Annotated in this window: 24 protein-coding genes and 1 other annotated feature; of the genes, 16 read left to right on the top strand and 8 right to left on the bottom strand. The window is 45.2% G+C overall.

The window, feature by feature from the left end:
- Window positions 1-85: 85 nt before the first annotated feature.
- Window positions 86-403, top strand: a complete 318-nt coding sequence (locus tag M3234_RS24545; RefSeq protein ID WP_262307227.1) for a hypothetical protein — start codon at window positions 86-88, stop codon at window positions 401-403.
- Window positions 404-451: 48 nt separating this feature from the next.
- Here the strand turns inward: M3234_RS24545 and M3234_RS24540 are convergent, their stop codons facing one another.
- Both M3234_RS24540 and M3234_RS24535 read right to left on the bottom strand, forming a co-directional pair.
- Window positions 452-1,294, bottom strand: coding sequence for an alpha/beta hydrolase (locus tag M3234_RS24540; protein ID WP_262307226.1), 843 nt, complete (start codon window positions 1,292-1,294; stop codon window positions 452-454).
- A gap of 748 nt (window positions 1,295-2,042) precedes the next feature.
- The gene (locus M3234_RS24535) at window positions 2,043-2,882 is read right to left on the bottom strand and encodes a nuclease-related domain-containing protein (RefSeq protein WP_262307225.1); all 840 of its coding nucleotides are present in this window, start codon (window positions 2,880-2,882) and stop codon (window positions 2,043-2,045) included.
- Between the two features lie 243 nt (window positions 2,883-3,125).
- Between M3234_RS24535 and M3234_RS24530 the strand changes: the two genes are divergently transcribed.
- From M3234_RS24530 to M3234_RS24495, 8 genes are all read left to right on the top strand, one after another.
- Window positions 3,126-3,674 carry a DJ-1/PfpI family protein gene (locus M3234_RS24530; RefSeq protein WP_262307224.1) on the top strand — a complete coding sequence of 183 codons (549 nt, stop codon included), beginning with the start codon at window positions 3,126-3,128 and terminating at the stop codon, window positions 3,672-3,674.
- A gap of 116 nt (window positions 3,675-3,790) precedes the next feature.
- A complete protein-coding gene (locus M3234_RS24525) occupies window positions 3,791-4,267 on the top strand; it encodes an SRPBCC family protein (RefSeq protein ID WP_262307223.1) in 477 nt (158 codons plus the stop codon).
- A gap of 207 nt (window positions 4,268-4,474) precedes the next feature.
- Entirely contained in the window at window positions 4,475-5,542 is a 1,068-nt protein-coding gene (gene pdhA / locus M3234_RS24520; protein ID WP_262307222.1) for a pyruvate dehydrogenase (acetyl-transferring) E1 component subunit alpha, read from the top strand.
- Complete coding sequence (locus M3234_RS24515; protein ID WP_262307221.1) at window positions 5,539-6,519, top strand: alpha-ketoacid dehydrogenase subunit beta; 981 nt, start codon at window positions 5,539-5,541, stop codon at window positions 6,517-6,519. Before pdhA ends, M3234_RS24515 begins: the two co-directional genes overlap by 4 nt.
- Before the next feature lie 66 nt (window positions 6,520-6,585).
- Window positions 6,586-7,902: a dihydrolipoamide acetyltransferase family protein gene (locus M3234_RS24510; protein WP_262307220.1), complete on the top strand. Its 1,317-nt coding sequence runs from the start codon at window positions 6,586-6,588 to the stop codon at window positions 7,900-7,902.
- Between the two features lie 186 nt (window positions 7,903-8,088).
- On the top strand, window positions 8,089-9,471 hold the full coding sequence (locus tag M3234_RS24505) for an FAD-binding oxidoreductase (RefSeq protein WP_262307219.1): 1,383 nt from the start codon (window positions 8,089-8,091) through the stop codon (window positions 9,469-9,471).
- Between the two features lie 206 nt (window positions 9,472-9,677).
- Window positions 9,678-10,595, top strand: a complete 918-nt coding sequence (locus M3234_RS24500; protein WP_262307218.1) for a class I SAM-dependent methyltransferase — start codon at window positions 9,678-9,680, stop codon at window positions 10,593-10,595.
- Between the two features lie 100 nt (window positions 10,596-10,695).
- Window positions 10,696-11,886 (top strand): M14 family metallopeptidase, encoded by a 1,191-nt coding sequence (locus tag M3234_RS24495; protein WP_262307217.1) that lies wholly within the window; start codon window positions 10,696-10,698, stop codon window positions 11,884-11,886.
- Window positions 11,887-12,314: 428 nt separating this feature from the next.
- Here the strand turns inward: M3234_RS24495 and M3234_RS24490 are convergent, their stop codons facing one another.
- A complete protein-coding gene (locus M3234_RS24490) occupies window positions 12,315-13,232 on the bottom strand; it encodes a nuclease-related domain-containing protein (RefSeq protein WP_262307216.1) in 918 nt (305 codons plus the stop codon).
- A 170-nt stretch (window positions 13,233-13,402) separates the two neighbouring features.
- On the opposite strand from M3234_RS24490, the gene M3234_RS24485 reads away from it, so the two are divergent.
- Genes M3234_RS24485 through M3234_RS24475 form a run of 3 tightly spaced genes read left to right on the top strand, consistent with a single transcriptional unit; the run spans window position 13,403 to window position 15,969 of the window.
- Complete coding sequence (locus M3234_RS24485) at window positions 13,403-14,380, top strand: ABC transporter ATP-binding protein (protein WP_262307215.1); 978 nt, start codon at window positions 13,403-13,405, stop codon at window positions 14,378-14,380.
- Window positions 14,377-15,180, top strand: coding sequence for an ABC transporter permease (locus tag M3234_RS24480; RefSeq protein ID WP_262307214.1), 804 nt, complete (start codon window positions 14,377-14,379; stop codon window positions 15,178-15,180). Before M3234_RS24485 ends, M3234_RS24480 begins: the two co-directional genes overlap by 4 nt.
- Window positions 15,181-15,186: 6 nt before the next feature.
- A complete protein-coding gene (locus tag M3234_RS24475) occupies window positions 15,187-15,969 on the top strand; it encodes an ABC transporter permease (RefSeq protein WP_262307213.1) in 783 nt (260 codons plus the stop codon).
- Window positions 15,970-16,279: 310 nt separating this feature from the next.
- Here M3234_RS24475 and M3234_RS24470 read toward each other — a convergent pair whose 3' ends face one another.
- The gene (locus M3234_RS24470) at window positions 16,280-16,858 is read right to left on the bottom strand and encodes an undecaprenyl-diphosphatase (RefSeq protein ID WP_262307212.1); all 579 of its coding nucleotides are present in this window, start codon (window positions 16,856-16,858) and stop codon (window positions 16,280-16,282) included.
- Between the two features lie 171 nt (window positions 16,859-17,029).
- Here M3234_RS24470 and M3234_RS24465 point away from each other — a divergent pair, with 171 nt between their 5' ends.
- The gene (locus M3234_RS24465; RefSeq protein WP_262307211.1) at window positions 17,030-17,896 is read left to right on the top strand and encodes an SPFH domain-containing protein; all 867 of its coding nucleotides are present in this window, start codon (window positions 17,030-17,032) and stop codon (window positions 17,894-17,896) included.
- Between the two features lie 11 nt (window positions 17,897-17,907).
- Window positions 17,908-18,090 (top strand): type II toxin-antitoxin system antitoxin, encoded by a 183-nt coding sequence (locus tag M3234_RS24460; RefSeq protein ID WP_262307210.1) that lies wholly within the window; start codon window positions 17,908-17,910, stop codon window positions 18,088-18,090.
- A 42-nt stretch (window positions 18,091-18,132) separates the two neighbouring features.
- Here the strand turns inward: M3234_RS24460 and M3234_RS24455 are convergent, their stop codons facing one another.
- From M3234_RS24455 to M3234_RS24440, 4 genes are all read right to left on the bottom strand, one after another.
- Window positions 18,133-19,233, bottom strand: coding sequence for a GerAB/ArcD/ProY family transporter (locus tag M3234_RS24455; RefSeq protein ID WP_262307209.1), 1,101 nt, complete (start codon window positions 19,231-19,233; stop codon window positions 18,133-18,135).
- The gene (locus M3234_RS24450; protein ID WP_262307208.1) at window positions 19,230-20,420 is read right to left on the bottom strand and encodes a Ger(x)C family spore germination protein; all 1,191 of its coding nucleotides are present in this window, start codon (window positions 20,418-20,420) and stop codon (window positions 19,230-19,232) included. The genes M3234_RS24455 and M3234_RS24450 overlap by 4 nt, the downstream gene beginning before the upstream one ends.
- On the bottom strand, window positions 20,417-21,934 hold the full coding sequence (locus M3234_RS24445; RefSeq protein ID WP_262307259.1) for a spore germination protein: 1,518 nt from the start codon (window positions 21,932-21,934) through the stop codon (window positions 20,417-20,419). The genes M3234_RS24450 and M3234_RS24445 overlap by 4 nt, the downstream gene beginning before the upstream one ends.
- Window positions 21,935-22,139: 205 nt before the next feature.
- Complete coding sequence (locus tag M3234_RS24440) at window positions 22,140-22,394, bottom strand: alpha/beta-type small acid-soluble spore protein (protein WP_262307207.1); 255 nt, start codon at window positions 22,392-22,394, stop codon at window positions 22,140-22,142.
- A 108-nt stretch (window positions 22,395-22,502) separates the two neighbouring features.
- Window positions 22,503-22,717: a binding site (T-box leader), on the top strand.
- Between the two features lie 49 nt (window positions 22,718-22,766).
- On the opposite strand from M3234_RS24440, the gene argS reads away from it, so the two are divergent.
- Window positions 22,767-24,461: an arginine--tRNA ligase gene (argS, locus tag M3234_RS24435; protein WP_262307206.1), complete on the top strand. Its 1,695-nt coding sequence runs from the start codon at window positions 22,767-22,769 to the stop codon at window positions 24,459-24,461.
- Between the two features lie 69 nt (window positions 24,462-24,530).
- A complete protein-coding gene (locus M3234_RS24430; protein WP_262307205.1) occupies window positions 24,531-24,998 on the top strand; it encodes a DinB family protein in 468 nt (155 codons plus the stop codon).
- Window positions 24,999-25,027 lie beyond the last annotated feature (29 nt).

Genomic DNA, 25,027 nt, shown 5'->3' with positions numbered 1-25,027 from the left:
CAGGCTCCTTATTACTTGGGGATGGGTACAAGTCATATATGAAGAGAGGGGCGAGACTGTAAATAAATAAAGGAGGAAGATAAAAATGAGTATCCAGTTAGCCATCGCTGGATTGACTTATTTCATTATTTTAGTTTTGGCCTATACGATTATTATTTTTACAAACCTCGGAGAAGAAAAAAGTGAGGAAATTATCAAGAGGGCATTTAATAATGCCTATTCGATTCTTGCCTTTGGGCTGCTTGTTATTTATGCCCTGATTGTACTCCCGCATATCACCGTAGACTATCAAACCACTTCCTATCTAATTCTGGCGAGCAAATTTATCTCTGTATTTACACTCGGTGGCAGTCTCTTTATTTTCACAAGAAAGAGATGCAGCCCAAAAACAGAGAGATTCTAAACTAATCAAAAACACGCGGCTCGATTTTCGACCGCGTGTTTTTGATTATTAGAAATTAACATTATGCAAAAAATCGGCCACGGCCTTTGTCATGTTTTTGGCTTCTTCCGGAGCATTCCCCGAGCCGAGCAGTTTTTTAATCTCCCCATGTGATAATGAATGAATTTCAAAAGTTGTGGCCTTATCACCGGTCCTTTCTATAAATGAAGATATAGAAGGCCTTTTGGGTGAAACAAGCAATATCGGCGGTGAATTTTGTTCGGTCGCATAGGTAATAGGAGATGCCTTTGTCCAGACTTGATCATCCTCACCAAAAACAGTTTTATATTTGCTGTTTCGTTGAAGAAATTCCGCCAGATCAATTGGTCCGTCCAAGTTTACGATTGAATGAATCGTACCTGGAGGCAGCCCGGCCTGTTCCAAATAGTTTTGGTTGGTGCCAATTAGGCTGACCAGATGCCCTCCGGCCGAATGCCCCATTAAATTAATTCGCCTTATATCAATTTGATACTGTTCGGCATGGTCAAAGACCCATTTCACCGCTGTCGCGACATCTGTGGCCATTTCTTCGTAGGCCGCATTTGGAAAAAGCCGATAATTAACAGAAACAAATACATAACCTTTATCGGTAAAAAAAGCGGGTTTATCCCCAACATCGGCTTTATCCCCCCGCATCCAGCCCCCGCCATGGACATAAATGATAACCGGGTTATCTCTGTTGTTTTTCGGCACATACAAGTCCAAAGCCTGTTTAACATCTGATCCGTATTTCATGTTCTTTTGATTCAGGTCCTGCCCGCTTGTATATTGTGTAAAGGACGCTGTAAAAGCAAGCAGCAGCAAAAAAAAGAATCCAACATACCGTGCCCCTTTATACCCTAACCATTTCAAGTGCATCACCTTTATCTTTTAAAAAATAGAGTACCCTTTATAAAAAGAATATATTGGATTTATTTCTGTATCAATGTAATAAATGTCAAAAATGTAATTTGTAAATTTATATTTTCAGAATATAGCCGGATGTACTGGCGAATGGCTGCTTGTAGGAGGTAAAAAGGCGAGGCGAATATATTTTGGAGCAGGGAAAAAATTCGGGTACGACTACAAGAATAAAGGTGATAGGTGTAGTGGAAGGGGAAAAATCCAGGTTCGACTACGCCAATAAAGGTTATAGGAGTAGTGGTCGGGGGAAAATCCAGGTTCGACTACGCCAATAAAGGTTATAGGAGTAGTGGTCGGGGGAAATCCAGGTTCGACTACGCCAATAAAGGTTATAGGAGCAGTGGGAGGTGAAAAATCCAGGTTCCACTACGCCAATAAAGGTTATAGGTGCAGTGGAAGGCGAAAAAACCGGGTTCGACTACGCCAATAAAGGTTATAGGTGCAGTGGAAGGCGGGAAAAACGGGTTCGACTACACCAATAAAGGTTATAGAAGCAGTGGAAAGCGAAAAAACCAGGTCTGACTACACCAATAAAGGTTATAGGAGTAGTGAAAGGCGAGAAAACCGGGTTCCACTACGCCAATATGATAAACCTGCACCACAAAAAAATGCGCCAACCTATTGGCGCACGAAAACATTATTTATACGCCCTCAATAGGGAACGAGCAAAATAAAAAATGTATCATCACTCGCCAACTCACTCGTAAAAGCACCATTTTCCATATCCCGTCGCCTTAAAGTGCTTCTTCAAAACATTTCTAATTACCCATTTTGACCAAACCCCACCACACCACTCATAAACCACATTAACCGTAATTTTCATTTCTGGAAAAAGCAGTTTAATCTCCCCAATGCCACGCAAAATCGCTGATTCTACCGTCTCCTGATGCCCGCAATTGTTACACGTCAAAATTCTGTCATTAAGCGTAATAGAAAACGACTGACACCGCCCGCAATTGTTACCTTTTCTCAGAGAATCAAAATCATATGCCGGTGAAAGATCATAAGGTGATTCAACGATATGAAGAGAAATTAATTTGTCGGCCAGCCGCCGATGCCAATCGTTCAATTTTAACTGGTTATTGTTCAATTTTTTTCGTAAGCTGTTTAATTGTGATGGAAAAATAATTGGATAGGTCCGAGGTACTTGGAATAAGGTGAATTCGGGGTTCACATGGACAACATAGGCCTCAATAGTCCCCTTGTATCCGAGGCTATAAAGCAATTGGCGGAAATGGGATACACATCGCTCCAACTGAACGAGCGGGTCATCTCGTTCGCTTCCATTTATGGCGTAGAACCGGCCCTCTTCGTAATAATATTCTCCTTGAAAGTTTTTAACATCAAAAAGCTTAATCGTGTCTTTAAAAATAATCGTTGTATCAATCTGAAAATAAGTATTATTAAATTTCAACAGCAAGTCGTTTATAACAAGACCTTCACACTCAAGTGGTTCGGTCACCACTTGGTCGAAAAACACTTCCCCTTCAAAGCCCTTTTTCTTGCCTTCAAAATACCTCTTTTCTTGTTCGGTCAAATTTCCTCTTGCATTTAACAACCTCAAAATCTTTATTATATCGGGTTCCAATCGGGGCTTATAAGCCATGCGGCACATCCTTTCTTTTTTCAAAGTCCAATTAAATCTTACCATTCAAAAACCTGACGATTCCTGAACATTTTGTTAACTTTGTCGACAATCATAAAAGGAAATTCTAACCAAATGATGAATATATAGATAAAGGGCAATTGCCCTATTTTTTCAAAGAGGGGAGTTTTAAAAATGACAAAAAAGGTTCTGATTTTGGCCGGTGATGCGGTGGAGGCGCTGGAGATTTTTTATCCGTATTTCCGCTGCCTCGAGGAAGGGTTTGATGTGCAAATTGCTGCACCATCGAAAAAGAAGCTGCAGACGGTCGTTCATGATTTCATCGGCTGGGATACTTATACGGAAAGTAAAGGATACTTAATTGAAGCCCAAACAGCCTTTGAGGATGTGAAACCTGAGGAGTACGACGGCCTGATTATTCCAGGAGGAAGAGCACCGGAATACATCCGTCTCAATGAAAACGTGCCAAGAATCGTGGCCCATTTCTTTGAAGCCAACAAGCCAGTTGGCGCCATTTGTCACGCAAGCCTGATTCTGACAACGGTTCGCCAGTATATGGAAGGACGCGAATTGACAGCGTATATCGCCTGCAAGCCAGATGTAGAAGCGGCTGGAGCGACCTATATCGAAAACCATCTCCATGTGGAAGGAAATCTTGTATCCGGTCACGCCTGGCCTGATCTTCCGGGCTTTATGAGAGAGTTTATAAAGCAATTAAACTAAACACCCTTAAGTGGTTGTTCGCGGAAAAGGACAGGGGCTTCGGCCTCTGTCTATATTTTTAAAAAAATGTTTGGATATGATAGTGTAGGGATATAAAGAAAGTTGGAGGTGAAAGGATGATAGCTACAATTGAAAAAGCGGCAAACGGATATACTGCCCGCTTCGAGCGGCAGCTGCAGCAGTCTCCTGAAGAAGTGTGGGTATGGCTGACAGACAATGACAAGCTGGCTCTTTGGTTTGACGAGCTCCGCGCCGGCGAGCTACGGGAAGGCGGGTACATGTCATTTCATATGGGAGAGGATATTTTTGAGCGGCTGGCGATTACCGATTTCAAAACCTTATCTGTATTGGAATTTTCTTGGTGGCAGGACAGTGTCCGTTTTGAATTAAGCGAGCAAGCGAACGGATGCCAATTAGTTCTAATCGAAAAAATACATGCCATTACCGACCATACCCCAATGGACCTCGCAGGCTGGCATGTTTGCCTAGATGTTATTGTGACATTGGCGGAGGGCAGAGATTTCGGGCCCCGGCAAGAACAATGGAAAAAGTGGTATGAGGAATACATAAAAGCAGTTGAAAAAGCTAAGTAAAACCATAACTCTTCGGATGCTATCAGCCGAAGAGTTCTTTTTTGTGCAAAACTAATACCATATGCATACATTTCTGAACCTTCTGTCAATTATATTGACAGAGCTGGGAAGGAAATTATATGCTATTGGCAAGTACGGGCAAATTGTCAAGAAGTTCCAAAGCGCCAGGTGAAGTGGAATCAATTTTTCAAAAATGGGGGGAATTCTATGTGGATTGAGCCGAGTGAATTGAAGATTGAGAGAATCCAAGTGTTGGACGAGAATGGAAAGCTTGTGGGGCCGGACCCGGATGTCAGCGATGCCGATTTAATCAGCATGTACAAATGGATGGTGCTGGCCAGGGTGTATGACCAGCGGGCGCTCAAGCTGCAGCGTCAAGGAAGAATTGGCACGTATGCCCCACTGAGCGGCCAGGAAGCGGCCCAGGTTGGAAGCGCATTCGCTTTGGAAAGGCAGGATTGGATCTATCCGAGCTACCGTGAAGGGGCGGCCTGTTTTGTTCACGGCTTCCCAATGAAAAACTTTTTCCTTTATACAATGGGTCATCTTAAGGGAACGGATGCCGAAGGGGCGAATGTATTTCCGGTTCAAATCATCATTGCCGCCCAGTGCCTTCATGCGGTTGGCGGGGCATGGGCAGGCAAATACAACGGGGAAAACAGCGTAAGTGTGGCTTATGTCGGCGATGGCGGCACATCCGAAGGCGATTTTCATGAGGCGCTGAACTTTGCCGGGGTATATAAGCTGCCGGTTGTGTTTTTCGTGCAAAACAACCAGTGGGCGATTAGTGTTCCGCGCTCAAAGCAGACCGCCAGCCAGACGATTGCGCAAAAGGCGCTCGCTTATGGGATGGCAGGGATTCAGGTAGACGGAAACGATATTTTGGCCGTTTATGTGGTAATGAAGCAGGCGTTGGAGCGGGCGCGCAATGGCAGCCCGGTGGTAGTGGAGGCTGTTACATACAGGCAAGGACCACATACGACAGCGGATGACCCGACAAAGTATCGTCATAAAGATGATGTGGAAAACTGGCTGGCCAAGGACCCGCTGAAGCGGATGAAGGCATTTATGGTTGAAAAGGGCATTTGGAATGAGGCATTGGAACGGCAGGAATACGAGGCTGCCGAGCAAAAGGTCAGTGATGCGTTTGAAATGGCTGTGAATACGCCGAAAAGCAGTGTGGAAGAAGTGTTCGAGGTGGTTTATGAGCAAAAGACCGCCCAGCTGACCGAACAGCAGCAAGCGGCGGGTTCCGTGGTGGGGGTGTTGAAATGAGCGCGGTGACGATGATTGAAGCGATCAATTTTACCTTGAAAAAGGAAATGGAACGGGATTCTAAAGTGATTTGTTTGGGGGAGGATATCGGGAAAAACGGCGGCGTGTTCCGGGCAACCGATGGCCTGCAAGCGCTGTTTGGCGAAGATCGAGTCGTTGATACACCGATTGCGGAGTCGGCAATAGTCGGGGCGGCAGTCGGCATGGCGGCCCGTGGGCTTCGGCCGGTTGCCGAAATTCAATTTTTCGGATTTATTTATGAAGCGATGGACCAAATGGCCGCACAGGCGGCGAGACTTCGCTTTCGGTCTGGCGGCAGGTTTGGGGCCCCGATGGTCGTCCGCGCTCCATATGGCGGCGGCGTCAAAACACCCGAGCTGCATTCTGATAGTTTAGAAGCTTTGTTTTTGCATTCGCCAGGCTTGAAGGTCGTTATGCCGAGCTCGCCTTATGATGCCAAGGGTCTGCTGGCGGCGGCGATCCGCGAAAATGATCCAGTGCTGTTCCTCGAGCCGATGAAGCTGTACCGTGCTTTCAAGCAGGAAGTGCCGGAAGAGGACTACCTAATTGAGATTGGCAAGGCCAATGTGCTGAAGCCGGGCGAGGATGTCACGGTGATTACATGGGGGCCGGCAGTGCCATTGGTGAGCAAGGTGGTCGAGCAGGTAGAGCAGGCCGCGGATGTATCGATTGAAGTCATTGACCTACGGACAATTTCTCCGCTCGATGAAGAGACAATTATTGAGTCTGTGCAAAAAACCGGCCGGGCCGTGATTGTCCATGAAGCGGTCAAAACCGGCGGAGTCGGGGCAGAGGTTTCCGCTCTGATCAATGAAAAAGCGTTATTCCACTTGTCCGCGCCAATTATAAGAGTGGCAAGCTTTGACACGCCCTATCCGGTGCCGTCGGTTGAGGATGACTGGCTGCCGAATGCCAGCCGAATTGCACAGGGACTGAAAGAGGTATTGACGCATTAATTTTTAAAAATTAGAAACTGGTCAAAGTACCCGCATTAATTTTTCGAATAGGGGTGTCATTCAGTTATGGCTTATGAATTTCGCCTTCCCGATATCGGAGAGGGTCTGCATGAAGCGGAAATCCTGGCATGGTTCAAGGCAGTCGGTGACCATGTAAAGGAGAATGAGAATATTGTTGAAGTTCAAACGGATAAAGCGGTGGTGGAAATTTCATCTCCGGTAAGCGGAATGATTCAGTCGTTTGGGGCTGAGGTTGGTGCAGTTGTGAAGGTCGGCGAGGTTTTGTTTACGGTTGAGCAGGACGCCGTTGCGGTGGGAGTTGCTGCAATTCCGGCTTCTGTAAAGAAGGAGGAGTCCGGGCTGCAGCACCCGGCAGCGTCAGGGCAGGAACCAGTGAGTGCTGTCTCTGTGGGCATCGCTTCGAAAAAACGGGTGATTGCGGCGCCGTCTGTTAGAAAATTGGCTAGGGAGTTGGGGATTGACATAACCGAGGTGACACCAAGCGGCAAAGGCGGCAAGGTGACGGAAGAGGATGTCCGAAACTTTAAGATGCAGGCGGAAAGGGAGGTCGCTGCGGCGGTTGCTGTGCCGCCTGTGGTATCTGAAGTTTCACCTCCAGCTACCGCTTCAACAGCTTCCGTTCAGTTGATGGGAGCGAAGGAAGAAGATTTTGACCCGGATGAAGATGCAAGAGAGCCAATCCGCGGCTTGCGGAAGAAAATCTATGAAAACATGAAACTGTCCATGTCCACTGCCATTCAGTGCAGTGCCATGGATGAGGTGGTGTTGACCAAGCTGGTGGAGCTAAAGAAGCAGCTGCAGCCCCACGCGGAACAGGCCGGCGTCAAGTTGACCTATCTTCCGTTCTTCGTCAAAGCGGCGGCGATAGCGCTTAAACGGAATCCCATCTTTAATTCGACAGTGGACGACGAGCGGATGGAAGTTGTTTATAAAAAGAGGATTCATATTGGTGTGGCAACGGCAACGAATGATGGACTGGTTGTTCCGGTGGTCAGGGATGCGGATAAAAAATCTATAATGGAAATTGCGCAGGAGATCCAGGACCTTTCTGGCCGGGCGAGAGAACGGAAACTCAAGCCTCATGAGCTATCAGGCAGTACTTTTACGATTTCCAGTACGGGCGGAAAGGGCGGCTGGTTCGCGACCCCAATCATTAACTACCCGGAGGTCGCCATCCTTGGTGTTCATAGTATTAAGAAGAAACCAATCGTCCAAGATGACCAAATCGTCATTGGTGATGTAATGGGCATGTCCATCACCTTCGACCATCGCGTCATCGACGGAGCGCCAGCAGGCGCGTTCATGGAACAAATCCACACCTTCCTCGAAAACCCAGAACTGTTTATCCTCCAATGCCATTAATTGGTTGGCTGGGCGGCAAGCACAGATAAGTGGGAAGATAGGGTGAATTGCAATATTGAGAGCATAGGAAATGTGACAGAGTAACAAATGGTGTCAGGCACCATGCGTGGACATTTGTACGCCACGCGTGGACACCCTGTGCTGAGCTGTGAGTGCAATTTATGTAGATGTGTGAGGTGGCCAGCGTTGAATTTATATAATGAGTTACTGAGTATTATTGGTGACGTTGAGCGGGTTTCTGTAAATGGGACGGTGATTGAGCAGCATAGTAAAGGGATGGCGTATCATACGCCGCGGAATCCGGATGTGGTGGTGTTCCCTGCCTCTAAGGAGGAGGTTAGCACGGTCCTCAAGTTTGCCAATGAGCACAAGGTCCCGATTGTTCCGTTTGGTGCCGGTTCAAGCCTTGAAGGGCAAATCATCCCGGTAAATGGGGGAATCAGCCTTGACTTAACCTTGATGAACCAGATTATTTCTATCCGACCAGATGATTTTCTCGTTACCGTTCAACCTGGAGTCACCAGAAATCAGTTAAACCAGGCATTGAAGCGGTATGGCCTATTTTTCCCTGTCGACCCGGGAGCGGATGCGACAATCGGCGGGATGGCCGCCACGAATGCGAGTGGGACTAACAGCGTCAAATACGGGGTCATGCGTGATCAGGTTCTTGGCTTAGAGGTTGTGCTGGCTGACGGCTCGATCATCCGAACCGGAGGGCATTCCTATAAGTCGTCGGCAGGGTACAACTTAACCGGCCTGTTTGTCGGCTCCGAGGGGACGCTCGGAGTATTTACAGAGCTCATTCTCAAGCTGCAAGGAATTCCTGAGGTTACCACCGATGTGAAGGTGACCTTCCCATCCATTGAGGCAGCCGGCAAAGCGGCGACGATGCTCCTAAAAGCGGGACTGCCAATAGGAAAAATTGAACTTGTTGATCAAATGACAATCCAGGCAGTTAATGCTTACAAAAATACGCGCTTTCGCGAAGAGCCCACACTATTTATGGAATTCAGCGGCAGCGATCCTGAAGTAGCCAACACGATCGAAATCGTCCAAGATATTGTCAACGATGAGGGATGCGTCTCCTTCGAATTTGAGAACGATTCAATTAAAAGGGCGCAGCTATGGGAAGCCCGGCATCAGGCGGCACTTGCGATTATTGCCGCAAACCCCGGAAAGGGCCATATGGTCACCGATGTATGTGTTCCGTTGTCCGAGCTATCCAATGCATTGCAACATACTAGGGAAGTTGTCGACAAATATGGAATCGACGCGGTGATTTTTGGCCACATCGGCGATGGAAACTATCATGCTGTCTTTTCTGTCGATGTAGATGATGAGAATCATATGAGGCGGGTAGGAGAGGTTCATACTCAAATTGTCCAGTACGCCCTGTCAAAAGGTGGAACCTGCACTGGTGAGCATGGTGTAGGTATTGGGAAAAAATCTTTCCTCATCGAAGAGCATGGGGATTCCTTGCCGATTATGCAGGGAATTAAAGCAATGGTTGACCCGAATAACATCTTGAATCCGGGGAAAATTTTTGATGTAAATACCGTAAAAGTGTAAAGCAGAGGAGTTATCATAATGAATCCGAATTATTTGTCGAATATGCGAAAAATAATTCGAGATAATTTAATTGACAAAATAATTTTTTCGTGTTATAATGAAATATTATAATGTTGACTATCGGTATAATTTGGATTACTATAAACTCCTGGCTCTGTTTTGGGCTGGGAGTTTTTTCTTTTTTTAAAAAGAAGGGGGAGTTTATTTTGGAAAAAGCGAAAGAAAGTTTAACCGCGTTGGTAAGCTGTTTTTCAAGAGGGTATCATGCATCAAGGTCCAGTCAGCCCGTTTTTAACGATTTTTTGGCAAATGCTCTTTTGAAAGAAGAAGAGAAGCAGCTAATTGCCTCCAACTGGGCAAATGCGATTGCCTTTTTTGACCCTGAAAAAAGTACGACTTTGAACAGCTTCGATGAAAAATTGGATTGGGTGATGAATACCCGAAACATTCCGCAATTAGTCAGCCGGGCCAGATATGCGGAAGATGGCTTGATGGCCGCCATCGAGCGGGGCGTCCGCCAGTACGTGGTTTTAGGGGCAGGCTTTGATACATTTGCCTTGAGACAGGAAACTCTTCCGGATGATTTTACGATTTTTGAAGTCGATCACCCGGCAACCCAAGCTTTTAAGCGGAACCGCCTACTGGAACTGGGCATCGAAATCCCTGCCAACGTTAAATTTGTCCCTGTAGATTTTAAGCATGATTCCCTTCAGAGCGAACTGAAAAATAGCGGGTTTAATGAACAACGGTTAGCTTACTTCAGTTTGCTGGGAGTGGTTATGTATCTCGAAAAAAAAGACTTCTACCAGCTTCTATCAACCGTTTCGGATATGTCTGCATCCGGAAGTTCGTTTGTTTTTGACTATCTCGATGATACTGCTTTTAACGATCAACTCGCCTCCAAGAAACTCACCCAAATGCGGTACATCACCGCTCAAACCGGTGAACCGATGATAACTGGCTTTGACCCGTTTGAACTCGACCGAGAACTTCAGGATTACAACATGTTAGTATATGAAAATCTGGCTCCTGCCAACATAGACGAAATGTATTTTGCGGGCCGGGAGGATGGTTTGCGTGCGTTTGACCATTTCCATTTTGCCCACCTAGTTGTCCATAAATAATCATTTTTCCACAGTCCCGAGAGGCTGTGGTTTTTGTTTTTAAAAAAGGAATGCCTGCATACATTTAATTGATACCATTTTTTAGCTGCAGGAGGCTTGCATGGATATATTCGTTAGGCGCGGGGACACGTTATGGTACTACAGCCAATTGTTTCATATGAATCTTCAGCTTATTATCGATTCGAATCGGGGGCTGCAGCCGAATCAGCTTTCCGCAGGGCAGCGGGTAAGGATTCCGGGATTTGTGGCCCAGGATTACCGGATTAGGCAAGGGGATACCCTTTGGGCGATTGCCCATAGTTGGAACTTGCAGCTTGATGTCTTGCTGTTGGCCAATCCTGGAATAAACCCGAACCAGCTTTATATCGGCCAGGCCATTAGGGTGCCGTTGCGCATTACTTGGAGACTGGTGCAAGGCAAACAGCATTATGATTACAGCCGGATGATGAGGGATATTTCGCGGTTGGAGACTGTTTATCCATTTATTCGCGTTTCAGGTATTGGAAACTCGGTGCTCGGCAATGAAATTCCAGAAGTGCTGATTGGAAATGGAACGAAACGGGTCCATTACAACGCTTCGTTTCATGCAAACGAATGGATTACTACCCCGGTGTTAATGACCTTTTTAAATGATTATTTGCTGTCGCTGACTAATCAAACGGCTCTTCGCGGGTTGGCGACGAACCGCCTATATCAGCAGACCACTTTATCAACAGTGCCGATGGTCAACCCGGATGGTGTCAGTCTTGTTTTGAACGGGCCGCCGGCGACAGAGCCTTGGCGAAGCAGAGTGGTTGAGTTTAATAAAGGCAGCACCGATTTTTCCGGCTGGAAGGCTAATATTAGGGGGGTTGATCTGAATGACCAATTCCCGGCCAGGTGGGAGGATGAACGGGCGCGCAATCCGAAAGTCCCTGGCCCAAGAGATTATGGCGGCGAGAGGCCGTTGTCGGAGCCGGAGGCGATTGCCATGGCAGAGCTGACAAGGCGCCGGGATTACGCCCGGGTGCTGGCATTTCACACTCAGGGCGAAGAGATTTACTGGGGTTATGAGAATATGGAACCGCCTGTATCGGAGACAATGGTTAATGAGTTTAGCAGGGTCAGCGGATATCGACCTGTTAAAACGATTGAAAGCTGGGCGGGCTACAAGGATTGGTTTATCCAGGATTGGCGCAGGCCGGGCTTCACCGTAGAACTTGGCCGTGGCGTGAACCCGCTGCCGCTAACGCAATTTGATGAAATCTACCAGAAAGCGCTAGGCATATTCTTAGCGGGGCTTTATCTATGATGTTTTAGGGGAAAGAGTGCAGCCGTTTTTAGTGGCACGGCTGCTTTTTCTTTTGAAAAATGGAAAAAGAGTCTAATAGAGCGGTTCTAAAAGACAAAAAGAGGCTGGCGAGGGGAAAAGTGTCTAATAGAGCAGTTCTAAAAGACAAAAAGAGGCTGTTCAGGGGAAAAGTGTCTAATAGAGCAGTTCTAAAAGACAAAAAGAGGCTGTTCAGGGGAAAAGTGTCTAATAGAGCAGTTCTAAAAGACAAAAAGAGGCTGGCGAGGGGGAAAAGTGTCTAATAGAGCAGTTCTAAAAGACAAAATAGTGGTGGGCCCGGTTGAGAATGTCAAATAGAAAGCACAAAAAGAAAAGCCCCCTAATCTATAGAGAGCTAAAAGTTCAAAAAAGCATTAAAGTACCTTTTTTGTAAAAACCTATAAATATAATCATCTTTTTTGCACAAAGTTTGTCCATCTTCGATCCCCGACCATATCAAAATTCCTTAATAAAATTCTAAATATAGTTTTTTTGGAAATCGCCCCCCCGCACCACTCATAAACCAAATTAGTCGTAATTTTCATCTCCGGAAATAGCAGAAGAATCTCCGCAACTCCGCGCAATACCGCCAATTCGACCTTTTCCTCGTGACCGCAAACACCGCATACACAACGCTGTCCATCTACCGACACCGAAAGTGAGAGGCAGATCCCGCAGGTAAGCCCTTTTCGCAAGGAACCAAATTCATATGCTGGCATCTTGTTGGTATATGGGGATTCCTCAACATGCAGGGATATTAATTTTTCAGCGAGTTTTTTATGATAGCCATTTAATCTAGAAGGAGTATGGTCCAATCTTTGCAGATATCTAGGTACTTGTGTTGGTAAAATGATCGGCTTGTTCCGGGGGGCTTGGTATAAGGTGAATTGAGGATTGACGTGGACAACATTCGCCTCAACGGGTAATTTGCAGCCGAGTTTTAGTTGGAGTTGCCTTAATGAAGATTCGCAACGTGTTAGCTGAACTAACGGATCGTTTCGTTCTTTTCCATTAAAATCATAGAATTTTCCACCCTCATAGTAATAATCGCCGTAAAAATTTTTCACTTCATTCATATTAAAGATATTTTGAAAAAGAATCAAAGAGTCAATTTGAAACGTGGTGTTACCGACTTCAAGTCTTAAATCGTTAATCACATAGCATTCACACTGCAGCTGATCTGTTAAAGATTGAAAATACAACTCGCCCTCATAACCAGCTTTTAAATTTTGATAATAGAGCTTTTGATCCGAGTTCAATTCATCCCTCACATTCAAAGAATGGTAGATCTTTAATTTCTTTGACTCCTTCAACGGTTTTAAATTCACATCTGCCCACATCCTTTCGAAAAAATAAACTCCAAGTCCATTTTATAAAAAAATCCAACTCATCCCACGCCAACACATGAAATTTCTGTGAATTTAAAAATTATTGACAATTTCACAATCACAATGGTATCATACCCCTCTATGACTCTACAAAAGGAGGGGAATCTGAAATGATCCAACTACAGGGCATAAACAAGTCTTACAAGGTGGCAAAACGCCAAACCGGCCTGAAGCAGGCGGCTAAGGCGCTGTTCTATCGGGAACATACTACCATAGAGGCTCTTAAAGACGTCACATTTGAAATTACCCAAGGAGAAATTGTCGGCTACATTGGACCGAACGGTGCTGGTAAGTCGACCACCATCAAAATTATGAGCGGCATTTTGGTGCCTGACACCGGCACCTGTACAATTATGGGCTATACACCGTGGAAGGACAGGGCCGCGTATGTGAAAAATATCGGCGTCGTTTTCGGACATCGGTCGCAGCTGTGGTGGGATGTGCCGGTCATCGATTCCTTTGAACTTCTGAAAGATATTTACAAAATACCGCAGCAAGACTATCAAACTACCAAGAATCTCCTCATTGAAACACTTGAACTCCAGGAAATTATCAATTCGCCAGTAAGACAGCTTAGTTTAGGTCAGCGGATGCGCTGTGAGATTGCGGCATCACTGCTTCACAGTCCCAAAATCTTATTCCTCGACGAGCCGACGATTGGTCTTGATGCCGTGTCCAAAATTGCCGTCCGCCAGTTTATCAAAACAATAAATAAGGAGAAAGGGGTCACAATTATCCTGACAACCCACGATATGAACGATATCGAGGCGCTAGCCGACAGGGTGATCCTAATTGGAAAAGGAAGCCTCCTGTACGATGGGCAACTGGGGGAGTTAAAGAAGCAATACGCGACACAAAAGACAATCACCGCCGACTACCAAAAAAACTCGACACCACTCCAAATCCCGGGCACCCAAACCCTGTCATGGACACCGGAACGGGCCATTATCACTGTGGATACGGATGTCACAAGCACATCCGAAGTGATTACCCAGCTATCCAATATAGTAGAGTTAAAGGATGTCGCAATTGAGGCGCAGCCAATCGAGGATATCATTATCCAGCTCTATAAGGAGTATCAAATATGAGGGTGTATCATTCGGTCCTAAAGCTCCGTCTCCTAATGGGCATGCAATACCGCGCTGCAGCAATCGCCGGGGTGGCGACGCAATTTTTCTGGGGTTTCATCATCATCATGGTTTTCCAAGCCTTTTATGAGAATGCCGTCACCACACCACCAATCTCATTAAAAGAAATTATTACTTACATATGGCTGCAGCAGGCGTTTCTTGTGTTCGTGACCATCTGGTTTCGCGATAACGAACTGTTCGACCTCATTACAAGCGGCAACATCGCCTATGAGCTGTGCCGGCCGTGCGAACTATACGGATTTTGGTATGCCAAGCTGCTCGCCCAACGACTTTCGAGCGCCCTATTGCGCTGCTTTCCAATCCTAATCGTTGCTTTTTTTCTGCCAAAACCGTATGACATGACCCTGCCGCCAAGCTTCACTGCATTCATCTTATTCATTAGTTCGTTAATTCTTGGCCTATTTCTGTTGGTGGCGGTTTCGATGTTCATGTATATATCCGTTTTTCTGACGATGTCACCGACCGGGTCATTATTAATCTTCAGCGTCCTTGGCGAGTTTTTTGCCGGCCTCATCATCCCGGTACCGTTAATGCCTGAATGGCTTCAAAAAATTGCTTACGTGCTTCCGTTCCGCTGGACAGCCGATTTTCCATTTCGCGTCTATTCCGGACACATCCCACAGAACGATGCCATCATTGGCATCGTGATCCAACTCGCGTACATCCTATGTCTTGTTTGGTTGGGCAGGCTCGCGCTAAACAATATCCTAAAAAAAGTTGTAGTCCAAGGGGGCTGACACACCTTGAGTCTTTATTTTAAGTATTTAAAAATTCTTTTTAAATCGCAGATGCAGTATCGGGCGTCCTTTTTGCTGCTAATGACCGGCCAGTTTTTCATTCCGTTTTCCGTCTTTGCTGGGCTGTACTTTTTATTTGAACGCTTTGGCCAAATCAGGGGCTGGGATTTTTTCGAAGTGGCGCTGTGCTTTGCGGTAATCCACATGGCATTCGCGATAAGTGAATGTTTTGCCCGCGGGTTTGACATGTTTTCCGGCATGGTTGTAAGGGGTGAGTTTGATCGGGTTCTCGTCAGGCCGCGCTCTACGTTCATTCAAGTCCTGGGCTCAAAATTTGAATTCACGAGATTTGGCCGGCTTCTGCAAAGCGCCGTCGTTTTGGCCTGGGCACTGGGGAGCCTGCCCCTCCAATGGAGCCCCGCCAAAATCTTAACCCTGATATTGATGATTACCAGCGGTGTGCTCATTTTTACCGGCATCTTCATACTCCAGGCGACGATGTGTTTCTGGACGGTACAGGGCCTGGAGGTAGCCAATATTTTTACCGACGGCGGCCGGGAGATGGCGCAATATCCGCTGAATATTTATCAAAAATGGGTGGCCCGTTTTTTTACTTATGTGATTCCATTCGGGACAGTCAACTACTTGCCGCTGATGTACCTGCTCGGAAAAAATAATGGCAATGACTTGTTATATATGCTGATTCCTGCGCTTGGCAGCTTGTTTATCCTGCCATGCGTTCTCTTCTGGCAATTGGGTGTTAGGCACTACCGGTCTACAGGGTCATAAAGCAAAGGCGGCCGGAATGAACACCTCCAGCCGCTCATTCATGAGCTAACCAAACGTTTGAATAACCTTCAATGGATATTAACCAAACGATTGATTAGTTTCAATAGACCTTAACCAAACGATTGATTAGTATAGTCCTATTTTTAATCAAACGTTTGAGTAGTATATCCTATTTGATGGCAAACCTTGAATTCTCAATACATGACTTTTTAACCAAACGATTGATTAGTACAACACATTCTTAATTAAACGTTTGAATAGTATACTCTAAAAAAAACACCCGGTTCGCCCAGGTATTTTTCGTAAAATATTATAAATGTTCAAACCTCGAATGATTTTGATCCTGTACTCCTGATAATTTCCGAATAAACCCCAGCTTCGGAACAGCCCGGTACACAATCACGGCCGAAATGATACTGAGCACTGCGCCGACAAGAACATCCCCAGGGTAATGAACCCCGACCCAAATCCGCGAAAACCCTACTAGCACAGCCAACAACACTAATAAAGAGCTCCGTCCTCTCTTAAACAGCCAAAAGGTCACACAAATTGAAAAAACCAAAATCGTATGGTCGCTTGGAAAAGAATTATTGACTGCTTTTTCAATCAGCTTATTAACAGCCGCCAGTTCGGCAAAGGGCTGCTGGTTAGAGTGAAGCATTCCAACCAATCTTCCAAGTAATTCTGCAAAAGTAATGGTGAAAATAGAACAAATCACCATTACCCGATTCCGTCCATTTTTGGAGAATCCGTAAAAAAGCATGCAAATAATTATTGCATACAGCGTATACTCGGCAATCGCTACAATGGTGGGGTTTAAAAACGTGTATTGCTTGCCAAGGTCATTAATTAGCCTGAAACCTTCGATATTTAATTCCATAAGTGTCATGCGGCTTACCTCCGAAATCCAGTTACAAGAATTATACTTTATTTCCACTGTGCAAAAAAGATTTACATCTAAAAATTGGTTGATGAAAACGAATTAACCCATTCCCTTTTTGATAACAAAGTGATATCATAATGATATAGAGTTAATATCTCGAAAAGGGAGTGGTTTACGATGAGAGAGAAAGAGATGTTTAAGCTTAACGGATTTTTAGGAGTTATATTGTTCCTGTTAATTGCTGCAGTAACAGTAATCTTTTTTAGAAATTTTGTCTTAACTGAGAGTTTCCTATCATTTGCCTTTGCCATACTGTGTGCAATCGTGCTATTTCTGTTGGTGTCCGGGTTCACGATTATTCAGCCGAACCAGGCCAAAGTGTTTACTCTGTTCGGCCGGTACCTGGGTGTCATCAAGCAAGAAGGATTTTGGCTGACGGTTCCGCTAACGTTAAGAAAAACTGTATCTCTCAGAGTAATCAACTTTAATAGCGATAAATTAAAAGTAAATGATTTGGAAGGAAATCCGATTGAAATTGCCGCGGTAGTCGTGTATAAAGTGTTTGATTCAGCAAAGGCAGTGTTTGACGTGGAGGATTACAAAGAGTTTGTCCATACACAAAGTGAAACCGGGCTGCGCCACATTGCCAGCCAGTACCCTTATGACAATGTCAATAATGATTTCGAAATTTCGCTGCGCCAGCACTCTGATGAAGTGGCGAATGAATTGACCAAGGACTTGCAAAAGCGTTTGGAACTGGCAGGCGTAGAGATTATCGAAGCAAGAATCATGCACTTGGCCTATTCCAGTGAAATTGCCCATGCGATGCTGCAAAGACAGCAGGCGAAAGCGGTGCTGGCCGCCCGGAAGGTCATCGTGGAAGGTGCGGTTACGATGGTTAAATCGGCAATTGACCAATTGAAGGAAGAAGGAATTGTGGACCTTGATGAAGAAAAGAAAGCACAGATGGTCAATAATTTAATGGTGGCAATTGTTTCTGAAAAAGGGAGCCAGCCGGTAATCAATACAGGATCGATTTACTAGGGTGTGATTTTGTGGCTGAAAAAAAACGATTCCTGCTGCGCATTGATCCCAAGGTATATGATGCCTTGGAAAAATGGGCGGAGGACGAATTCCGTAGTGTGAATGCGCAAATTGAAGTAATTATCAAAAAAGCGTTAAAGGATTCCGGGAGACTGAAAAAATCAGGGAAATCCAATGAAAACGAAGAAGATTAAAACCGGAGGTTAACACACCTCCGGTTTTTTCAGCATAACACGTTACTGTCCGGGTGGCGCTAGGGCCAGCTTTTTTCGGATGCTCCCTACAAGTAACAACAGCAGGGGAATACCTGCCATATTAATGGGTAATGCATAATAAACCCAATACGTTTTCATGTAACCAAACGTATAGGAGTGGCTTGGGACAAACATGGCCAAACAGAAAAAAAGTGGCGCGGTAAACCAGATGAGCGTCCGCCAGTTTTTAACTTTGAACAGTTGGGCAGTCCCATAATTTGCCGCAAAGAAATAGAGTGACAATTTTACAAAAACACTTAAAATCCAGACTAATACCGCAATAATTTCAAGGTTTTGGATAAACCCCAAGATTGAAATATAACTGGTAACATCAAAAGAGGGATGCCGCAGTTTAGCAGAGATATCTGGACCGAAGACCAACAGCACACAAACAGCAACAATCGTTACGGTTAAGGCAGAAAGTGTAATGCCCCACACTGCACCTTTTAATGCTTTATCTGGTTTGTCCGTGAAGGAAACCAGCATTAACATGATGACAGACTCACCAAGGAAGGCGAGTGGTGTTAATGCCCCATTCAAAATCGGCACCACGCCAGTATCGGTAAAAACTGGTAATAAATTTGCGGCATTAAAATCCTTCATCGAAAAAATCACCAGCATCACGACGGAGAACATGATAATGGGACCAAAAACTTCGCAACAGCGCCCAATTCCTTCGATTCCTCCTATATAGGTAATATAGACGAGGAGTAAAACCATGGTTAATAAAAGAACCCAAGACGGTGTGCGTGGGAGCAAAACTGTAATCGTAAAATCGGCAAATTCTCTTAAAATATTGCCAATGACCGAATACCATTGAACAAGATAAACAAGCACAATTACCGTCCCAAGCCATTTCCCCAAAATTCGTTTGCTGAAAACAATCAGGGTCTGACTGGGATTCTGAAGCGCCGTTTTAACCGCAATATAAACGATTAGCACCCCTAAAACGCTGGCAATTAAATAAGCAATCCAGACATCCTGCTTGGCATCCTTCATGACCGGACTGATTGTAAGCAAGATGATATTTCCTGTTTGAAACGTGTACATCAGCCAAAATATCTGCAGCCCTGAAAGCTTCATTTTTTAATCTCACTTTCCCTATATAATAAGGATGGCCCACTCATTCCAATTTGTTTTACTTTGATTTTCGCTTGAACTGTAATAGTGGTTCCCGGAAAGGTTTGATCCCAATTGGTTTTTAATTTTTTCCACCTATTAGGATGATGTCGATGGAGGATCTCGCCAAGACCAAGTATGTCCAAGCGGTATTCCTTTTGAACTTTATTTATCGTTTGCTGCACATGATCTTGTGCTTGTTTGGAAAATTCCTTTTCCAAACGTCTAAGATTATCAGCATACGTAACATCCAGCCCGGAATTGTTTTCGGTAAGGGCTCCTTCTCCTGTCAGGGTGACGGTAAAGCTCGGTTTTCCATTCTTATCAAATGTTGGTTTGATTTTACTGCGGATACTCCTTAAGTCAATGCTTTTATCGCCGCCTCCGTCTTTTATGGTAATGGTCATTTTTTTTAGGAATCCCATAACCCACAGGATGTTCCTATTTTCTTCGTTATTCAAAAAACCTTTCATCTTTAGCTGTTTATCAAATACACTGACACCTGCCAAGCGCAATAGTTTTGGGTTTGGTGATTTCTCTTTTCCGGCCGCTTTTCCTTCCAATGACTTGGTAATCTCTATAGATGGGATGGATGGGGTTATGCCATCACGGTTGGCGGCGGTAAGGAAGTTTAAGTAGGCCGTATCGCCTCTGCCGCCGCTTTCTTGATGTTCTTTTAATGTAGCAATTACAGGCGATTTCTCCAATGGATTCGCAATCGTTATGATCTCCTTGGCAGTACCGCCCTTTATCACAAATATATCTGTGCGAAGACTGACGTCGGCGGAACGGCCGTTAATGTCAAGTTTGTCTTTAACTCCACGCTTAGCAAGTTCTTCACCGAGGAATATCACGCGGCGCTGGCCGAAGAATGCCTCGCGCGGAAGCTTGGCCTGCATGTTTTGCAAGGCATCTCTGACGTCTTTTCCTTTTGCCGAAATGGCAAAAAACCCTTGCCCGGTTGCTCCGCCGCCGCCTCCTTGAGTTTGTACATTGGCGGGAATGACAATTTGGCCGCTAATTTCCACACCACCATCCTCGGCCACGTCCCAGCCTGTGGCCAGCCAGATAGACCGTTCATTTAATTCTTTGCGGTCCCAGCAGCCGGTAAGGATAACTAAACAAATGAGTAGGGAAAACACCTTTTTCATTGGTCAGCTCCCCCACGTTCCGGGCTGGGCATTTGCCCAGAGTCAACCCGCTGTTTATTCCTGCCAAAGGTAAAAATAGGGCCATACCTATCAGCCCATCTCGGTGCACGGATTAACACATCCTTGAGGTCACTAGGGATTTGCGGTGCTACCGGTGTAAAGTAGGGGACACCAAAGGACCTTAGGTTCACTAGATGAATCGTTAGCGCAATAAAACCGATGCAAATACCATATAGACCAAATATTCCAGCCAAAATTAACATTGGAAATCGGACAAGCCTTAGCGCTGTTCCAAGGTTATACCTGGGGATTGCAAATGAAGCAATGCCGGTCGTGGCGACAACAATGACCATTGGTGCGGAAACGATGCCGGCCTGGACCGCCGCCTGGCCAATCACCAGTGCCCCGACAATACTAACGGCTGAACCCACGGCTTTGGGCAGACGAATCCCCGCTTCGCGCAGCCCCTCAAAGACAAACTCCATAATCAGTGCTTCAATGATGGCCGGAAACGGGACGCCTTCCCGTGCGGCAGCAACACTGATCAAGAGCGTTGTAGGAATAAGCTTTGGATGATAAGTGGTCAAAGCAACATAAATAGATGGTAAATACATGGTTGTATTGAATAAGACATAACGGACGATTCGAATAAAGGAGGTGTACCAAAAACGTTCATAGTAATCCTCCACCGCCTGCAGCCCACTCCAAAAGGTCATGGGGACAATGAGGGCAAATGGCGTATTATCTACAAGGATAGCAACCTTGCCTTCAAGCAAATTTGCCGTGACAATGTCAGGCCGCTCGGTATTCTGTATTTGCGGAAAGGGAGTATACGGGACATCCTCGATAAATTCCTCTAAATACTCAGAGTCGAGAATCCCGTCTATTTCTATCCTGCTAAGCCTTGATCGAACTTCTTTTAGTAATGATTCAGGTGCAATCCCATCGATATAGGCGATTGCAACATCCGTCCGTGAAAGTTCCCCAATCGTAAGAAGTTCCAATTTTAATCTGGTACTGCGGATTCTTCTTCTTATTAACGAGCTGTTGACTCTTATGTTCTCGGTAAAGCCGTCACGTGGACCGCGAATGGTCACCTCAGTTGCCGGTTCAGCGACGTTTCTTTGCTCCATCCCTTTAAAATCTGCAAGTAAAGCATTTTTTTCACCGTCAACAATGATGCCTAACTCGCCTTTTAATACTCCTTCAACAAGCTTTTCAAGCTTCGAAACTGTCTTAAACGATGAACCGGGAATGAGATTTTGGTCGATAATTTGTTTGAGTGAAGTAATTTCTCCCAATCCTTCTGGCAATCCTTGAAAGAGCAATGGTTTTAACATGACAATTTCCAGGTTTTTCGTATCCAATAATCCTTCCAAATAAAACATTAAAATTTTTGGCTTACCGTTAATCTGGATCGGCCGGACGATAAAATCCCCGCAATTATGAAAGATTTTTGTTACAATTTTTTCATTTTCAGATAGGTCATCACTAAGCTCTTCATTAAATGGCATCGCACTCAATGTTTTTTGATGTTTTGGTTTTCGCTTCTTCTGGAAAACAAACATTTCGATACCACCCTTCACATGTCCTGTGAATATTTTTCCAATTCAAGTGCGGTATATACATTGATATGAGGGGAGGGCTTTAAAGATTTTTGCAGGGAACAGAGAAAGACTTGTGGGACCAAGTCGCACAAGTCTTTTTTAGTTCCCCTCGTTATGGCCGTTTCGCTAAATTTTCCTGCGCCATTTTCACTAGCTCGCGGACCATGCTGCCGCCGAGCCTGCCGCCGACCTTTCCGGCCTGCTCTGATGTCAGCTTGCCGTTATAGCCCTTTTTTAACGGAACACCGACCTCTTCGGCGGCTTCGAACTTGGCGTTTTCAGGACTTTGCGACTGGACAACCTTTGCCTTCAACTGGTCCAATCCTTGCCGCGCTTCGGGAACAAGAATTTTATTTCTTCTGGCCATTGCTTTTCCCTCCTTTAATACGTTAGGATTTCCTTATTAAGAAAAAAATCATCAGTGAAAACTGGATTATTCTCGAAGATTCCAGTATAATAACTGATAATCAAATTTTTAAAATCAATGAAAAAGAGAGTAGTTACCTGTAAAGTTGTTAGCGAGTCAGGGATGGTGGAAGCCTGATACGGAGCAGATAATGAAGCGCACTTTGGAGATGTGGACCTGAACATGAGTAGGGCCTGCCGGGGAACCCGCCGTTACGAGGGGAAAAGTTGGTTCATTAGAACAATTAGAGTGGTACCGCGGGAATAACAACTCTCGTCTCTTTCATTAGAGGCGGGGGTTTTTTGTTTTTTATACAAAAAGGAGGACTAAACCATGAATTTTAAAAAGGAACTTGCAGAAATTCTGCATACAATTTTGGAAGGCGAGATTGCTGTCGGTGATCTCGAAATGCTGATTGAAAAACCGAAAAACGCTGCGCACGGGGATCTGGCGTTTCCATGTTTTTCACTGGCCAAATTAAAGCGCAAGGCGCCAAATTTGATTGCGCAGGAATTGAGCGGGAAAATCGAGTCCCCAACATTTGAAAAGGTAGAAGTGGTCGGCGCTTACTTAAATATCTTTTTAAATAAAAAGCAGGCTGCCCAGCAGGTAGTCAGCGAAGTCATCAAACAAAAAGGCAATTTTGGCTCAATGAATTTTGGTGAGGGCGGCAATGTCACGATTGACATGTCATCGCCGAATATTGCCAAGCCGTTTTCCATGGGGCACTTGCGTTCGACCGTAATTGGGAATTCCATTGCCTTAATCGTGGAGAAATGTGGCTATAAGCCAATCAAAATCAACCACCTTGGCGACTGGGGCACCCAGTTTGGCAAGCTGATTTCCGCCTATAAGCACTGGGGCGACGAGGAAAAGGTAAAACAAAATCCAATCAAGGAATTATTGGCGCTATATGTGAAATTCCATGAAGTAGCCGAAACAAACCCATCTCTTGAAGATGAGGGCCGCGCCTGGTTCAAAAAGCTTGAAGACGGTGATGAGGAAGCACAAAACCTGTGGCAATGGTTCCGTGAAGAGTCGTTGAAGGAATTCGCCAGAATCTATGAATTAATGAACGTGGAATTTGACTCCTTTGCCGGCGAAGCTTTTTATAACGACAAAATGGAGCCTGTCGTGAAGATGTTAGAAGAAAAAGGGCTCTTGGTGGAATCCGACCAGGCAATGGTTGTGGAGCTGACAGAGGAAGAACTGCCGCCATGCCTAATTAAAAAATCAGACGGGGCGACACTTTATGCAACCCGTGATCTGGCGGCCGCGATGTACCGCAAGGAAAACTACAACTTTGTTCAATCATTATATGTGGTTGGCCACGAACAAAGCCTGCATTTTAAACAGTTAATTGCCGTGCTGAAGAAGGCCGGCTACGATTGGGCTGACAAGATGGTTCACATTCCATTTGGCATGATGCTAAAAGACGGTAAGAAAATGTCAACGCGTAAAGGGAAGGTCGTCCTACTTGAAGAAGTTTTAAATGAATCCATTGCGATGGCCCGTCATAATATTGAAGAGAAGAACCCAAGCCTTGAAAACAAGGATGAAGTGGCGAAACAGGTCGGTGTCGGCGCGGTCATTTTCCATGATTTAAAAAATAACCGGATGAACGATATCGAGTTTTCGTTAGAGGAAATGCTCCGTTTCGAAGGCGAAACAGGCCCTTACGTACAATATACGTTTGCGAGAGCATGCTCGATTTTACGAAAAGGCAATTGGCAAGCTAGCGCTGAAATTCCTGCATTCCAATCCACATGGGAAAAGGAATGGAAGGTTGTCAGCATGATGATGGAGTTTTCCAACGCCATTAAGCGCGCCTGCGTCAATTATGACCCATCCCAAGTGGCAAAATATATTGTTGACCTTGCCCAAGCCTTCAATAAATACTATGCCGAGGTAAAAGTACTTGAGGAAAGTGAAGAGCGCACAGCCCGCCTGGCGCTTGTATATGCTGTAACGGAAATCCTTAAAGAGGGCTTGCGTTTGCTGGGAATTAAAGCTCCGGTAGAAATGTAAGGCATTTTATTTAAAAATTGGCTGATTCTGGTATAAGATAGAATTAAATACGGGAGAGGCAGGGATAAAATGAGCGAGTTATTATTAAAGCATTTTGAGTTAACAAGAAAAAACCTTTTGAAAAATGTGGCGGCACTTGACGAAAGGATCGTTGATATTAAGCCGGAGGGTTTTAACAATACACTGCACTGGCATGTTGGCCATGTATTAACAGTGGCAGAGCAGTTTATGTTTGGTTACCCGAAAAAATCGGCACATTTACCTGCAAACTACTTAGAATTATTCGGAAACGGAACAAAGCCGGCAGATTGGCAAGGAGACGTTCCGTCTGTACAGGAACTATCACAGCAATTGGCAGAGCAGCTGAAAAGAATCAAAGAAATTCCGGCTGAAAGCTTTAGCGAAAAGCTAAAAACGCCATTTCTTGGCCAGGAGACCTTCGGTGAGCTCGCAAACTTCGGGATTTTCCATGAAACCCTGCATTTGGGGCAAATTCTGGCGATGAAGCGAGTGGTCCAAACGGCTGTTACAAAATAAGGTGTTTTAGAAAGATCGTTTCTGCCATG

It is taken from the genome of Neobacillus niacini (assembly GCF_023715785.1).
Lineage (GTDB): Bacteria > Bacillota > Bacilli > Bacillales > Cytobacillaceae > Neobacillus > Neobacillus niacini_E.
Note: the sequence above shows the minus strand (reverse complement) of the source record. Positions and strands in the feature narration are given on the sequence as shown.